General features: G+C 64.3%; 9 protein-coding genes. 1 reads left to right on the top strand and 8 read right to left on the bottom strand.

The window, feature by feature from the left end:
* The 8 genes from EQG76_RS24840 to EQG76_RS24875 all read right to left on the bottom strand — a co-directional run.
* A partial coding sequence (locus EQG76_RS24840) for a hypothetical protein (RefSeq protein ID WP_159717303.1) occupies positions 1 to 3,567 on the bottom strand: 3,567 nt, incomplete at its 3' end.
* Positions 3,554 to 5,209, bottom strand: coding sequence for a hypothetical protein (locus EQG76_RS24845; RefSeq protein WP_159717305.1), 1,656 nt, complete (start codon positions 5,207 to 5,209; stop codon positions 3,554 to 3,556). The genes EQG76_RS24840 and EQG76_RS24845, both read right to left, overlap by 14 nt.
* Positions 5,210 to 5,211: 2 nt before the next feature.
* Complete coding sequence (locus EQG76_RS24850; RefSeq protein WP_159717307.1) at positions 5,212 to 7,077, bottom strand: hypothetical protein; 1,866 nt, start codon at positions 7,075 to 7,077, stop codon at positions 5,212 to 5,214.
* Positions 7,078 to 7,090: 13 nt separating this feature from the next.
* Complete coding sequence (locus EQG76_RS24855) at positions 7,091 to 7,903, bottom strand: phosphoadenosine phosphosulfate reductase domain-containing protein (RefSeq protein ID WP_159717309.1); 813 nt, start codon at positions 7,901 to 7,903, stop codon at positions 7,091 to 7,093.
* Complete coding sequence (locus EQG76_RS24860) at positions 7,900 to 11,094, bottom strand: hypothetical protein (RefSeq protein ID WP_159717311.1); 3,195 nt, start codon at positions 11,092 to 11,094, stop codon at positions 7,900 to 7,902. The genes EQG76_RS24855 and EQG76_RS24860 overlap by 4 nt, the downstream gene beginning before the upstream one ends.
* Positions 11,091 to 12,017, bottom strand: coding sequence for a DUF4007 family protein (locus EQG76_RS24865; RefSeq protein ID WP_235031549.1), 927 nt, complete (start codon positions 12,015 to 12,017; stop codon positions 11,091 to 11,093). Before EQG76_RS24865 ends, EQG76_RS24860 begins: the two co-directional genes overlap by 4 nt.
* A complete protein-coding gene (locus EQG76_RS24870; protein WP_159717313.1) occupies positions 12,014 to 13,234 on the bottom strand; it encodes a cysteine desulfurase family protein in 1,221 nt (406 codons plus the stop codon). The genes EQG76_RS24865 and EQG76_RS24870 overlap by 4 nt, the downstream gene beginning before the upstream one ends.
* A 763-nt stretch (positions 13,235 to 13,997) precedes the next feature.
* Entirely contained in the window at positions 13,998 to 14,141 is a 144-nt protein-coding gene (locus EQG76_RS24875; protein ID WP_159717315.1) for a hypothetical protein, read from the bottom strand.
* 889 nt (positions 14,142 to 15,030) lie between these two features.
* Between EQG76_RS24875 and EQG76_RS24880 the strand changes: the two genes are divergently transcribed.
* Positions 15,031 to 15,240, top strand: coding sequence for a MerR family transcriptional regulator (locus EQG76_RS24880; RefSeq protein WP_200841098.1), 210 nt, complete (start codon positions 15,031 to 15,033; stop codon positions 15,238 to 15,240).
* Positions 15,241 to 15,251: the final 11 nt, after the last annotated feature.

A 15,251-nucleotide genomic window follows, 5' to 3' on the forward strand; every position in this document is an offset into this window, starting at 1 on the left:
TGCCGCCAGCTGCTCAAGGGAGCGACGGCGCTGTTCGGACAGGCTCGCCTGTCCCACGAACTTAGCCTCCGCCACGAGCAGCCGGATCACCGGACCCGCCTCCGTCGCGGCGAAGCAGACACCGAGTAGGTCGGCGCGGGAGCCATTGAGCGACAGCCAAGGGGCGAAGTCGTCAAGGAAGAACCAAGCGGTCTGGAACTCCTGGGCGTCGGATTCAAAGAGGAGGTTGAGCTCACGCTGTGTCAGCACCAGTCCGAGGAGTTCCTGTGCGTAGTTCCGGCTCTGAGCCGCACGCATCACTATCGCCCCCGACAGCGATGCGGAGGCACGGTGAATCGCCCGCTGGATGCCTGCCAGGCGCGCTGGGTCCTCAGAGGGAAGTGCCGCATGGAGGTCATCAATGAGCCGCTCACCGATGACTTCCTCACCAATTTCGGCCGACACGATAACGTTGTGGTCGGAGCGAGGATCACTGAAGTAGCGGATGATGCGTCGATCCGAGGACCCGACGAGACGGCGGTCAGCGAGCCGGTCGTAGGTCATGACCCAGTTGGCGAGGTGGTGCGCCTTGTCGAGAGTCTCCCGGACCCGCCCCGACTGGAACTCTACCTCCTGCATCGGCAGCCATGGATCGCCGCTCTCGGACGCTCGCCCGTCGACGACATCGTGCAGCGCATCCACGTACGCCTGCACAGCCTCGGGGTTGCCTGGTGCTGTTAGGTAGCTACCAGACGTTGTGTTGCCCCTGCGAAAGGGCTTGCGCCGGGACTGCGCGGTAGGGACGTTGGCCGCAATCGAGGGCGCGCTGAGGCCGGACGCCCGCGTCCACTTAACCTCAGCACGGCGTGCGATCACGTCTTGCAGAAGCACGATGTCGTGAGCCTTAGCGCCGCCAAGGTCGAGGAACTGACGGTCCACGATGGCAACCCGCAGCCTTGATAAGAAGTTCCGGGCCGCCTCGCTGGTGAGCGAAGCATCCACCTCGTGCCCGATGCGGCGATTCTGCCGCTCATAGATGCGCCTGAGGCTCCCGACATTCTCGTGCGTGAGCACTAGATCACAACGGAGCCCAGCGTCGCCCTCGATCCGGCGAGCCATACTCTCCGCCATCTGGACCGGGAGGTCCTCGGACTCCGCATCCAACAGTACGGTGGAGAAGCTTGCCTTCTCGTGCGGCCGAAGGTCGAGGTACTCCTTCGCGACACGCTCATAAGCCTCGACGGTTCCCTCGGCGGGCTCGTCGGCGAGCGCTCCGTCCGCGACCGCTACGGGTGTCTCAAGCAGGCTAACATCGGCAAGGTGCCGGGACTCCGCTACAAAGATGTAGGGGGCGCCAGGAATCGATCCGACGTCGGCGTAATATGTCCGAGCGAATGCGCGGACCAGGTCATTGACGTACTCACCAACCTCTGCCGTGAGCCGAGCAGGACTTCGGACGACGAGCCGCATACCCTCCGCAAGTTGCCTCGCCTTGACGCAGATTTCCGCGAGGCGCAGCGGGTGCCAGGGAGTCACTATCAAGGACTCCCGTGATCCCTCGACCACCGCAGCGCCGATGCCGAGCAGCGGCCCCCAGAGCTCCTTGACGCTAACCTCAGCCCGCGCACGGGTCGACAGGGCTCGGAGCAGGTCACCGTAAAGCTCGGCCTGTCGGATCAAGGCATCATCCGCCAAACCAGCGCCCGACCTCATCGCCTGGATTGCCCGGGTGTAGGCGTCCTGGAAGGCATCAAGCGCCGCCGACATTGACGCCGCGTCGTCTGCTGTGACGATCCCGTCAGCGACGGCATTCCTGAGGCTGGCCCGCCAGTTTTCGTCCACGCGGTGGGCGGGTTTTCGTGGATCGGCGAGCCTGCCATCGCTGTTCCCGCCGACATCGGTGATGGTAGCTGCGTTGGCTAGGTTAACCGCCTGGACAGCGCCGTGCCTGTCGTAGCGGTTCGCCGACACGGAGGCGGTTAGCAGAGGCGTCCGCGCCGGATCATGAGCAAGCACCTCAAGGTCGAGCGGGAACGCCGTGATCATCGCGTCGGCCTTCGGCGTCCAGACCATCTGGGCACGTGGCGCCTTGCGCAGCGCCTCGAGGGAAGGAACATCCGACTTGAGGTCTGTCGTCTTCAGTGCCCATGCCTTCAGGTTGAAGCTCACAGCGTCCTTCCCGGTTGAGGACACCTCGCCCGGGTCGGCTGGGATCTGAGCCTCCCAAGGATCCCTCCAGCACCGCCCGAAGTCGAGGACGACGTCCGGCGTCAGCAGTTTATCGAGGCCGCGCCAGCGGTCACGGAGGACACGGCATAGCCTCGTGTTCTTGTCCTCCGTCCAAAAGTCGAGCGTCTCAGCGCCGTCCAGCCGGATGTAGAGGACCACGCCGTCGCCCTCCTCCTCCGGGTCCGGACGCGCCCGTTCCGCGAGGCGGAGCAGCCCCTCCGCGAGATCATCAGTCTCGATTGGCTTTCGGAAGACCAGCTTCTCCCAACGCCGATACAGCTTCGGCTCCGCCCGGAGCCGCTCCCGGTGGTCGGCGAAGAACCGGTCGTAGGTCTCCTTGGGTCGTGCGGCATCGGACTTTAGATCGTCGAGCAGGTCTTGGTCGGCCTGTGTCAGCGCTGAGGGAAACTTCCTCTCGAAGAACTGGCGCGTTTCCTCGCCGAAGGTGTCCTTCGACTTCTTGCGCTCATCCACAAAGAGCTTTGCCGTCTCTTCCCAGGAAAGTTCGGCGGCCGCAGCTTGCGTCGTGGTCCACCCTCCGTCGCCGACATTGGGGTCTGCCAACAGCGCGCTCAGCGCCGCGGCCGCAGCGTCGGAGAGTTCCGCGGCTTTCTTGAGGTCGACGAGCCGCTTGCGGAGTTCGGACCGAGCCAGAGGTTCGCCGTCCCTAGCCTGCAGGTGGAGTGCAGGCTTCACCTCGTCCTGTAGGCGCCTGAAGAATTGTTCCGCCGCGGCTGCATCCGCGAGTTCAGCCCGCGGATCGCCCGCATCCCGGGCGAGCCTGAGCGCAGGGAGCGCGCGGCGCGCGGCGTTGGCCAGCCTCAGGCCGTCGGCAAGGTGGTGCCGGACGAGCCTAGCGGTGAAGTCTGCAACCCGCCGCGCATCGAATCCTACGCCGGAGCGCACCAGCCCGGACAGGATCACGGCGAGGTGAACGCGCTTCTCCTCATCAGCATCTGGCGGGAGCGCCTTCGTGGCCCACGTCTCCGTGTCCTCCAGCAGCCACTGGTCGTCCAGATGCTCGACATGAGACAAGCTCTGCTCAACAGATTTTACGTCGCGCGCCGGAACCGAGAAGAGGGTCAGCACCACGTCCGGGTCGGCATGGTTGCGGTGGTGGGTCGCCGTCTCATCAGACACACGAGCGCTGCCGATATCTGCGCAAGCGAGTTCCGGGTGAACGCAGGCGTCGATGCGGCCACCCACAACCGGCAGGGCCGCCACCTCCCGGGCAATGGCGCACGCCACTTGTGGCGGCAGCCCCAGGATGCCGTACAGCAGGCGCCCTGAGGGCTGCGACATCAACAGGCCGTGCAATCGGTGGGCTGCGACTTTCCCGACCAGATCATGCGGTTGCATGGACGAGCCTCCCTGTCGCGACGTGTCCGCCGGCGAACGGATTCACCACAAAGGCGCAGTCGTCGGACTTTCTATTGATGAAGCCAAGCACCCGAAGGCGCTCCTCAAGCCTGCGCTCGTTTTCTCTGAGATCCTCCAAGGGAACAGGAAGCTCACCACTCTGCGTCCTTGCCTCCTCGGGGCCGATCACGATGTGGTAGCGGCGCCGCAGGATGGAGAGGAACTGCCCCAGCTCTATGGCGCCGTCCACGTTGGCCAGGACGAGGGCCTCGAGCAGGCTGTCCGACGGCGAGTACCACGTCCCTGCGCGCTGCCGCGCCGTGAGTAGGCCGATCTTCTTTGCGTGGACGGTGAAGGTGGAGCCGATGTCGTGGTTGCGGGTCTTAGCGGCGTCCAGCATGGCCTGAAGCTGGTCCGTCGGAAGCGACAGACCCGAGGCGGCTGCGGTCCTCTTTGGCGTCCAGGCGAAGCGCCTCGATAGGAGCCTCTTCGCGTGCGTGCAGTCCATTGGGCCAGTGCCGACCTCGCGCCACTCCGACGTGTCTGCGTAGGACTGGACGAATGCCTCGACCGCCTGCGACGGCAGCATCTTGTGTGCCTTGTACCGCTCGGCGGAGAGAATCTGGACTGGGTTGTTCCGGGCGGACCCGGACATCTCGACAACGAAAGGCGTCAGGCTCGCCCTGCCCGACACATCGACGGCCCTCTCGGCGATGTAGATAACCTGGTGCAGTCCGCTCAGCCGGACTAGGAACTCGAGCGCGTCCTCGAGTGGAATGGTCGACTGGGAGAGGATGGAGACCCAGTCGCGCGCCAGCTCGTCGTAGCGGGCGAGGTGCGGCACCGGCAGGTAACCGATGGTTGGTGCCTCGACCCACTTTGGCTCGTCCGTCGTCGCGTCGGCATCAGGACCCTGAAGACGCCTAGCAATTCGGTTCCATGGCCCATCTGCGTTCAAGACACGCATCGTCACGAGATGTTCCAACAGGGCACGGTCGGCCGAGCGGTTCAGCATGAGGTAGAGGATTTCGCCGGTGCGCTGAAAGAAACGGCGGTCGAGTGCGAAACCATCGTCCTTCATCTTGACGTCGGGGAATAGCATCGCCTCGCCGACCGGCTGGAGGTGCCTCGACGTCCACCGCTTTGCACCGAATTGCTCCACCTCGGCGGAGCGCAGGAGCTCCAGGGCCTCCGAGAAGTGCGCGAAATCGTCGGAGAAAGCTGCCTTGAGATAGGACAAGTCCAGGTCCGGGAAGTCCTTGACCGTCCGCTCCAGCCACTGCCGCCAGCGCACCTCATCGTTTGCGCCTCCCCGGGCTGCAATGCGGGCCACCTCCTGGTCACGGAAGAGAAGGTGGCGGAGATTGGTATTCAGCTTGATGCGATAAGACTGCCGCTCGTGCGAGGAAGCCTGCGGCGAGCCGCCCAGGCCAGGGAAGAGCTCCTTGCGGTCGCGATGCCGGAAGGTCAGGAGCTGGAGGCACTCGATCAGGGTGAACCACGGGGTCTGATCATCGTAGAGCGCCAGGCCCCAGATGGCCGGGTCGCACCATACCGTGAGCGCGTGGATGCGCTGGTTCTCCGGGACGGCCAGCGCTCCTTTTGATAGCCAGAGCTCGGAATTTGCGTTGGTCGCCGCCATAGTCAAACTCCAATATCGCGGCTCTGGATGACCCCGTCCCGGCCGACCGAGAGGATGAGGATCGGCAGGGCTTCCGATTCGTCGCGGGTGAAATGGTTCTGGATGAAGGAAGATGCTGCGAGTGCGAAGTGACGGACCTCCTGCTGGCACTGGCGGGAGAAGCTGGACGGCAGGCTGCCGTCGGCGACACGCATGAGGTACTCGAACAGCAGCGGTCTTAGCTCTAAGGGAGCCGAGGCGACGTCGGGCTGCCTAGGCGACCGCAGCACGACCTGCAGCCGCGGCCGCCCAGTTGCCGGATCGAGAACGGCCACCAGACGCTGGGGGCTCGCCGCGCGCCGCGCGACTGGGTCAATCGAGGTGAACCTGCCGCCGGCGCCGTCGGACCTACCGATGGAGCGTGCGAGCCACACGCGCTGCGTATCCTCAACCATCATCCCCGTCAGAGTTCGGTTGATGCCCTTCACCAGCTTGGCGGTGATCGGCTCGACCAGCGTCGGATTCTTGAGGGGACTAGTGGACAGAGCCTCCGCGAAGGTCAGGTACTCCCCCGCGTGGTGGTAGATAGTGAGGCGCCAGGGGGAGATTGGTCCTCCACCATGCGGCTCGTCCATGAGGAAGAAGAGTCTGCGCCGCTGCGCCTCTAGCGCTGACTGAAACCCGCTGGTCCCTGACGAGGTGTCGGTACCTTCCTTGTAATTCTTAAGTCTCTGCCGGAAAAGGCCGCCGCCGTAAACCGGATCCCGAGCCTCAATCGCCTTAGCCACGCCTGGCGGCGTACCATCCATGAGTAGGTTTTCAAGCGCAGTGTTGGTCTCGCTGCCGACGCCAAACGTCTCCAGCGCGGAGAACACGGTCAATGCGCGCCGCCTCTCGGCCCTAACGTTCAGGCCGAGCGCGTTGCCGAACGGGTTCGTTCGTGCGTAGTCGTGGTCCCTTGCCCGCTTCTGCGCCTCAGTGCACGACAGGAGCGGCCGGTCACGCCTCTTCGAATCCCCGAGGAGGATGTTGACCGCCAAGATGAGAATTTGCCGGATCGGGATGTGCTGGTCGTTCAGCGCCGCGATCCGAATCACCTCTTTCAGGCGGCGCCGGAATACGTCGGAGCCGTCGGGCCCGAAGCCCATGAGCAGGGCCCTGTTCAGGCGAATCGGACATGGATTAGCTGCCGACGTCGCTTGCGGGCAATGGGCGCATCCGCTTTCCCACGCCTCGTGGGTAAGAATGCTGTCAAGGACGGCGTCGAGCGTCTCGCCCGTGACCGTGCGGCTCAGGTTCAGGAGGCGCACGCTTAGCCCGCCCTCGGGAACCTCCTGGTCGCGGCGCAGCATGTCCGTCAGGGCGCGAAGCACCGCCTCGTAGCGCGAGCGCCGAGCTGAGTTCAGATCCTCCCTGTCGCTGGCGTCGCGCCAAAACTTCAGCAGCTGGCCGTCATTTGCTGCGACTAGATAGAGCGTTTCGCGGTCCTCGCCGAGCAGGCTCCGCGTAACGCCCTCAATCTCGTCAGCTTTGGCGCTGTCTGTCAGCTGACTGAGGTCACGGATGATCCGGAGCGGGCGTCCGCGGAGCGACGTTCGGAGGACGCCTTCCTTGCCCGGCCAGAGCTTGGCGTCCCCGCCCGCCACGCCCAGGTAGAAGCTTCGGATGTGGTAAGTCTTTCCGTCGCCCGCGGTGCCCGTGAGGATGACGCTGCACGGATCGTCTCCTAGGAGGGCTTCGATCATGGCTGCTAGCTTGGGCGCCGGCGCTTGGATCGCCCGCACGCCGTGGCGGTCGACGGCAGCCTGCACGTGTTCGTCGGCCAGTGAGTCCGACGCGGCGGATGGGCCATAGCTCGCGAGGAACGCGACCAGGGGATTGTCCCTCATGACGTCCCCACGCTCACAGATGGCAAATCGCGCAGCCGTCGTCATCCGACTTCGGCTTTATCGCGCGCTTCGGCATACGCTCGATGTCGGCAAGCGATCGTCCGTCAACCCAGGTATAGCGGCGGCCGTTTCGGCCGCTCTCATAGGTCTTCGCCTTCTCGAACAGTTTGGGGTGCCGCTCACGCAGCCCCTGCCACTCGCCCACCTGCTGATAGAAGCAGAAATAGCAGCCCGACCTGGAACGCCACTCGTAGTATGCGGGTGCGCCAAGGCCGCTGTCCTCGAGGGTGCGCTGCACGTTAAAGAGAGTGATGCCCTCGTCTTTGAACGGGTACACTGGGGTAATGTTGGGCTGCTCCGAGAGCAGCACCGGCTTTCCATTGACCAGGTAACCTGAGCGGTTCTCGTCGGCGCGGATGGCGATGTACGAGTACGCCTTGCCTGAGCCAATGTACCGTTCAAAAGGGTGAATCTTCAGCATCCTTGTGCACCAGCGAGAACGGGGGCTTGGCAGGAAGCCGGAGAAGTGGTCGTACAGGACCACGTCGAACGGACTGCGGCCTGGCTTCTCCGCGACGCCGACCATCTCCAGCGCCGTGATGCGGGTGATCTTACGGCCAAGGACGTGCTCTAGCCGCTCGAAGTACTCGTAGGTCTCAGGGAGTTCGGCGCCTGTGTCCGAGAACACGTATTCGAACGCTACCTCGGGGTACCGCTGCGCCAGGTAGATCGCGAGCGCTGTGCTGTCTTTGCCGCCGGAGAGCGGCACAATGTGGCGTGCCGCAGCGTCACACACGGCATCCGCAACTTTGGCCACAGTCGTCATCGTGTCCCCCCCACGGCCATCTTCAAGGGTGCCGCGCCCTCCTTAATCCGCCGGAGCTGCGCCTCCAGCGCCTCGATGCGCGCGGTGATGAGGGGCTCCAATCCGCTTCCGGCCTCTGGGGCCGACAAGGCGGCCTCCTCGACGCGCGCCCGGCACTCGCGCAGCGCTCTGCGCAGCTGCGCCGCCGTTCCGTCCTCCCACTTTTCGATCCCTTGCCGTAGCAGGATAGAACTAACGGCCCGCGCCAAGCTCTCCGCCGAGTACCGACCGTTCGTGCTATCCAGAGCAGTCCGCAGGACGGCCTTGTCGGTCATCGTTAGGTCCTCCCGGCGGAGGAGAGATGGCACATTGAGGCAACTGATCCATCCCTGAACTCCGGCTACTGGGTCGTCGGCCCGCTGGAGGCTCAGGACTTCGCAGATGATCTCTACGGCCTCGCGAACATAGCCCTCGACCAGGCGGTCCACATCATTCCGAGCCTTCTCGAGCATGCGCAGCGTGGACTCGAAGCGGCCCCGCTTTGGAAGGCGCGCGCCGAATGTATTTGGCAGTACTTCGAGGATCAGTCCCGCCGGATCACTGCTATCGGCCATGAGGTTCAGCAGCTTTCGTCCGTCGTCCGTGTGGCGGCGGGAGCGCCGGACGCCCTCGGACACCGTGAGCCGCCAGGAGGTCAACGCGTCCACCGCGAACCGAACGGCCTCGTCAAGCTGGCCAGGCCTGCGGTGGCTGAAGACATACGCCAACTCAGCCAAGTAGCGCATCGTCTCCTCATCGGAGAGATGCACCTCGACCTCGACATTCCGCGGCTCGAGGAACATCCGGCTTGCATCGAAGCCGAGGACGTCGTTCGAATAGGTGCCGTCCACCCGGAGGCTCACTGCCCGGCCAAACGCCTTGAACCCGGCGACCACGATGAGCGGCAGCACCCCTGCCGGGAGACCGATGGGTGGCGCCGAAAGGGCGGACACTAGTTCGCCCAGAGACTTCGCCCCGGGGATGCGGAAGAAGTCCGCGATCATCTGCCAAGCGGCTCGTAGGCCGGGGTCCCCGAGTTCCTCGGGCAGCGCGAACCGCCCCGATCCCCCCTCCGACACGTGCAGGCCGGTCACTTCAAGAACCGTGCGGAGGACCGATCCCTCAGCCGATGACAGCTCTTCGTCGCGATAGCCGAGCCTAGCGTCGCCTGCGCGCTCTAGGACCCGCGTCAGGACCCGGATGCGCGCCGTCTCCATCTGACGGGACAGTCGGTTCCGCATCAGCTGATCGTTCACGATGTGCGGGGTTTGTGGGTAGAGCTCGTCCAGCAGTATGCTCGCGGCTACGCCCGCCGGGTGGTCGCGGTCCACGCGCAGGCGCTGTCCGGCGCGCCACCACTCGGCGGAGGTCGGTCTGTCTGTGGTGAGCCGATGTAGTAGGACGGCGAGCTGGCGGCGCGCGACCGCCAACAGCTCGGTCAGTTCATGCCTGACTAGCGGGTCCTCGGCCTCCAGGAAGCCATCCGTCTGGAGGGCCATGAGGGCGTCGATCTCGAGCGCGGCCTCAAACACCGAAATCGGTTCGGCTGGTAGCACAACCAGCGCCTGCCTAGAGTCGGGCCAACCGGACTCGACTCTCCTGCGCGCCTTCTTGAGTTCCTCTGCGGAGTCGGCCAACACATAAAAAACCTGGCCCCACGCTGCCTTCGCTAAGTCGCCTGCGGACAGCACGTCGCCCGACGCGACGTCGCTAGCTCGTACGTATTCCCCCCTCAGGTACCGCGCAGTCCCGAACTTCAGGTTGTGGCCAATAGGACGCACGAACGGCGCAGGGTGGTTTGCCTTGAGAAACGTCAGGAGGTCGAAAGCCTCCATACGCCTCGCTCTCTCCTCACGGATGCGCCTCGCCAAATCTATGTCGGCACCGTGCCAAATGGACACGTCATCGTTCAATCTGCGGTGCAGCAGGAGCTTACGTGAGGTCAGGCCGTCTACAGCCGCACTAGTACGCTCCGGGGAGAAGCCTTCCCTGCTTGCGATAGCGGTCTCCAGTGTGGAACGAGAGAGCCTGCGGCGTTCTCCGTCGACACCCATCTGGAGCAGGCATGCTGCTGCCAGAGCCTCGCGCTCCACCTCGTCCGCGGCACGGCTGCGTGCGGTCTCCGCTTCGACCCAGCGGCGGTGAGAACCGCCAATACCAACGTCGGAGCGCATAGCGTCAGAGAATCCCTGATATACCTCCTCCATACCAATAGGACGCGACAGGTCTGCACCATCGATGAAGCCGAACAGGCTCCGCTCGTTCTGGCCGATGCGGGCCACCAGCCGCGGCAGGACGTGCAGCGCCGCAGCCGAGAACGGATACGCTTGGCTGAGCAGGTTCGCGACACGCGTTTCGTCGGACATGCCGTCGAACCAGCCCGCCGCGATGGCGCCGCAAGTGACTCGCCGAAGTGCAGCCTCCTTGGGTGGGATCATGCCGTTCGGACGGCGTTGTGAGATAACGGTAGCGGCTAAGGCATAGAGTTCCTGGCTGTCCTCCACGAACCGTATCTGCTCAAAACGGCCCTCGACTTTCCGCCATTCGTTGCGGGAGGTCTGGTTCAGCACCGTCGCATAGGCGAGTAGGTTCTGGTGTAGTAGCAGCGTCAGGCTCGCCGATGGGGCACGGGCGCGCACCGCCCACTCCGCGAGCCGCTGCACCGCGTCGAGCTCACGCGACCGGCCCTCGTTGACGATCCCTTCAAGGTGACGCCCAAATTCGTCCCAGACAATAGCGATCCTGTCGGTGCCCCCGGCTGCCTCCAGCACGTCAAGCGCCGCGTCGATGCTGCGGCCCTTCTTCGCGCCAACCCCCTCACACAGGGCTGCCGGCAGGTCGCGAACGTGACCACTAAGAACGACTACGCGGCCCTTATCACGCAGCCTCGTTCGGCGCTCAGCCGCGATGGCCAGATCGGGATCCACGGGCCCCATCCTCGCCACGAGTTCGCCGAGCACTGCCTTGTCACGATTCGAGACGAGCAGGCAGCCAACACCGGCCGCCAACGACTTCCCGCTGCCATAGGCGGCGATCACCATCCGCGCGCCACTCTCTAAAACTGCACGCACGACAGGCGCGGAACGCCGCGTCGGCTGGTAGTGCGCCAGCCTACAAGGATCGAGCAGATCCTCCCGCAGATTGACCGAACGGAACCGGACAGCACCGCTCATGGCGTGCTCCTGATCCGCTCGAAGTGCCAGTCGATCCAGTTGGACGCATCTATTATCGGAACGCGCAGCCTTCTCTCGGCTCCAAGAAGGTCCAGAGCTACGCCTTGCTTGGCGAAGTCCTTCGCGGCACGCATGGCCATGTCTTCGATGCTCTCCGCGTCGAGGCCGAAGATTGTGCCTGGACCACCTCCTCGGCCGAGCATCTCCCCGACCGACATGGACTCTTGTTCCATGTCGGCGGCTGCGGCCGCGACGCAGGCGAGGAACGCCTCGATCGGCACGCCGTCCAGGGGACGGGTCTTCTCGAAGCGCCCGGTATCTGTGTGTCTAACCACCAGCCCTAAGCTACGGAGCGGCGACGAGGTGCCGTCCTCTGGATCTTGCGGCTCGGCCGCTGCAGGTGCCGCATACGTCGAAAGGAGGCACGCAATGTCCCGCTGGACCACTGGCAGCGAGGGCTCGTTCGCCGCGTTTAGACGCAGATGGCGAAGATACGCCTCCACACAGACGGCGCGGTCGAAGTTGCGCTCTCGAAAATCTGAGAAGAACCAGCCCCAGACGCTGCGTGGCCTCCGCGCCAAGTTGAGGTGCACAAACCACCAAGTGACCGGATACTCAAGATGAGGGTCGTGCTGGCGGATTACCTCAGCCAGCCGACTTGGCTGCAGGCGGCGCGACTTCCGTTCCCCAGGGCACTCCTTTCGAAATGCTAGTCCACTCGCCTCCATCCAGTAGCGGAGGGACTTAACCATACGGCTGCCGAGGCCGAGGTCCACAACGGCCGCCTCATCATCGCTGAAGGCCGGCGCGTCATCAGCAACATATGCGATCCCCTTACCAAGCCAGCCATGCCGGACGGCGAAGGTCTCATGACGCCCGTACTCGAAGCGTCGGCGCTCTTTATTGGCGGCTGCCGACATCATGCGTCCCTCAGTGCCTGCGCAACAGCGCGCGCCGCACGCTGGGCCTCGTCGATTGTGTTCAGTGCTGAGAACGAGAACCTCACGCTAGAATAGGCGTCCGCCTCTGACAGCCCCATCGCACGGAGGACGTGCGACGGCTCGGGCCTTCCACTTGAGCAGGCGGACCCCTGCGAGCAGGCAACGCCGAGCGTGTCCAAGCGCGCCACGATCTCCATACCGTCGCGCCCCGGGAAACGGATATTGGATGTGTTCGGCAGTCGCGGCACAGCGGCACCGTTCACTACAATGCCCGGTACCAATGCAGTGAGGCTCTCCTCGAACGCATCCCGTACGGCGCGCATACGCGATGCGGCATCGTCGAATGAGCGCGCTCGACTGGCTGCGGCGAGCCCGAGACCTGCGGCCCCGGGAAGGTTGTGTGTTCCGGAGCGCAGTCCATGTTCCTGCCCCCCGCCGTGGGCAAGCGGCGCGACTCGCGACTCGTCCGGATCGGCAAACACCAGTGCACCGATACCATGCGGCCCATGAATTTTATGGCCGGAGAAGGCAACCGCATCGACACCGACCGTCATAACGTCCATTGGAACGCGACCGACTGCTTGGGCGGAGTCGCTATGGATGAACGCGTCAGGACGGACCGCTCGAACGGCGCCGACTAGTTCCGCCAGCGGTTGTATGACGCCGGTCTCGCTGTTCGCCCATTGCAGGCTAACCAGCAGGGGTCCAGGCGGCGCCGCGGCAGCCGCGCGCGTAAGCGCTTCGGCGTCAAGGCTCCCACCGTCCGAGACTTCTAGAAGGATCACCCTGCAGCCGCGACGTTCCAACACCTGAGCGGGACGCAGGACGGAGGCATGCTCGACTCGCGAGGTAATGACACACCGCCAAGCGCAGCCGGGGTCACCTCCGAGGAGGACGATGTTGTTCGCCTCTGTCCCGCCGGAGGTAAAGATAACGCCTTCTGGCATCGCGCCGCCGATAAGTTCGCAGACGCCATCGCGTGCCGTCTCGAGCAGGGCACGGGCTTGGCCACCGAGCCAGTGGGCGCTCGACGGATTTGCCCACGTCTGGGTCATGGCGCGGGCGACGAATTCCACGACCTCAGGTAGTGGTGTCGTAGTGGCATTGTGGTCAAGGTAGATGGGCGGGGACAGGCTAAGATTGTCCGGACGCCAGCCGACGGCAGTCAGTGCAGCCTCCTTGAGACGTAGTCTTTCCAAAAGGCCTCGAAGAGCGCTTCAACCGGCATCCCCTTGCGGGCAGCTCCAACCTTCATCTCGATCATGCGGTTGGGGGTCATTCGGATGCCGAGCAATGCCAGCCGCCTCTCGGGCGGTGCCGTCCAGTCTTGACGCAAGCTTTGTTGAATTCTTTTCGCACTCGAATCGCCTCCCTAACGACTTGTAGCCAAATTTGCAGCACAATCAAATTGCCGGCAAGATAGCTGACGTGGCTGATTCGATTTTTTCATCCAGTTAGCCTAACCAAAGCCAACCTTCATGTCGCCGTGCCTCCGACCGCCAGCAAGGAGGTGTAAAATTGGTTCCGGACCGGCAGGAGTAGCGGCTACTTCGCTGCTATCCCGTGGTGAAGTATGGCCCCAGGAAGCCAATCGATTTCCGTAGGTAATGGGGCGCGGATCTCGCAGGAGCACCGTCAGCCAGAGTGCATCGCGTGCTCAAGTTGCTCTGGCTCCGCCAAGTCGGCCTGCCCACGCTTACCCCTGCCGCAGCAGGTCGGGCGGCGCCTACATGACCCTCTCGGGTATTCCGCCGGTCCCCGCGCAGCCACACCTGCACCAGCCGCGGCGTCACCTAGAGGCAGGCTGTAACACTGCCATCCTTGCCGCAGAGGATCCTGTCGACCTCGGCCAGGTGCTTGGCCAACCTCTCATGCTCGGCGACGAGAGCTTCCCAGTCAACCGCTAGGGTGCCGCCGCAGCATGGTCGCCAATCGGAGCCGGTCCGCCATCCGGACCTCGCACTAGTCTCCCTCGTAGTGTTGCAGTGCGGCACCGAACGGCTCCGCCGCCTCCGCATAAGCAGTAAGTGCGACGTTCAACGGCTGGATCGCGTCCTCGACCCTGGTGCCGTCTCGGACCTTGTCTCCGCCCGCGCCCCGGTCCATTCCTGTCAGACTTTCTCGACACGCTGGCGCTCAGCGGGCAAAACGCGGGGCGGCAGGGGGCCACCCTAAATCCTCCATCAGCACTGGCACCTGCACACCAACATGGTCCAGGAGCTGCTCGACCTGGCAGGCGACAGGCCCACCTCCAGTGTCGTTGGGATCAAACGCGGATGTGTCAGCCGCGGACACTAATTGGGCGATGGAATCGTCGTCGACGGTCCGGGCGCCGGCAACTGGTTGCACAGGCAGTCCAGGTGAACCGCTGCCATTGTGCAGGCGCCAGGGCTGCATGAGGGGTAGATGCCCTGAACTTCCCTCTCCGCTCTTAGTTGCCGTGATCGGGCCGACTGATGGGAGCGGCTGCCGCGGCCGCAACAGTCGAAGCTGATCCAGATCCGCAAGGGGTGCTAGTGCCAGACAAGGCGGCTCCTTGACTGTCAGGTGCGGTCCACCGGATCAGGTTCGCCCGCGATGCTTCGCGGGAAGCCCGAAGCTCAGCATTCACCCGGGCTTGCAGCGAGAGGGTATGCGTCGCCCAAACCATCACCTTTCCATCCTCATCGTAGCCTCGCCTCCAAGGGTAGGTCGAATCTCGCATGATACGCGCCGCTAGCCGCCGCGCATCTCCTCGGCCGCTTGCCGCGGCACATCCCGACGACGGATTGAACACGTCGCAGTCCGGGAAGCGGCTCGTGTCGAGCTGCCAACGACCGTCGACCTGTTCCAGGAGGTGTGGTGCCTTTTGTTCGAACTGCGCGCGGGTGCGCCCTGTTACGGGCTCGCGGGGCTTTTGATCCGCCATTCTTCCGACTGTCCAAAAACGGGAACGTCCTGTCGTACAGATTATACTTCGCGGCGAACTCTGATGAAACGTGGAGGATAGCAGCGGATGGATCTGGAGCGGCGCTTCCTGAGCGTGAAAGAATTTTGTGCGACCCGGGGCATCGGCAAGACGAAGGCCTATGCAGAGATCGGGGCCGGTCGGCTGGCGATCGCCAAGATCGGCAGGGCCACGCGCATCCCTATCGAAGCCGCCCGGGCCTGGGACGAGTACGTGCTGACGGGCGCTGCCGCTTCGAAGCGCGACAAGGTGGCCTGAGGGTGCGCGAT

The sequence above is a fragment of the Geminicoccus flavidas genome, assembly GCF_009806515.1.
GTDB classification, from domain to species: domain Bacteria; phylum Pseudomonadota; class Alphaproteobacteria; order Geminicoccales; family Geminicoccaceae; genus Geminicoccus; species Geminicoccus flavidus.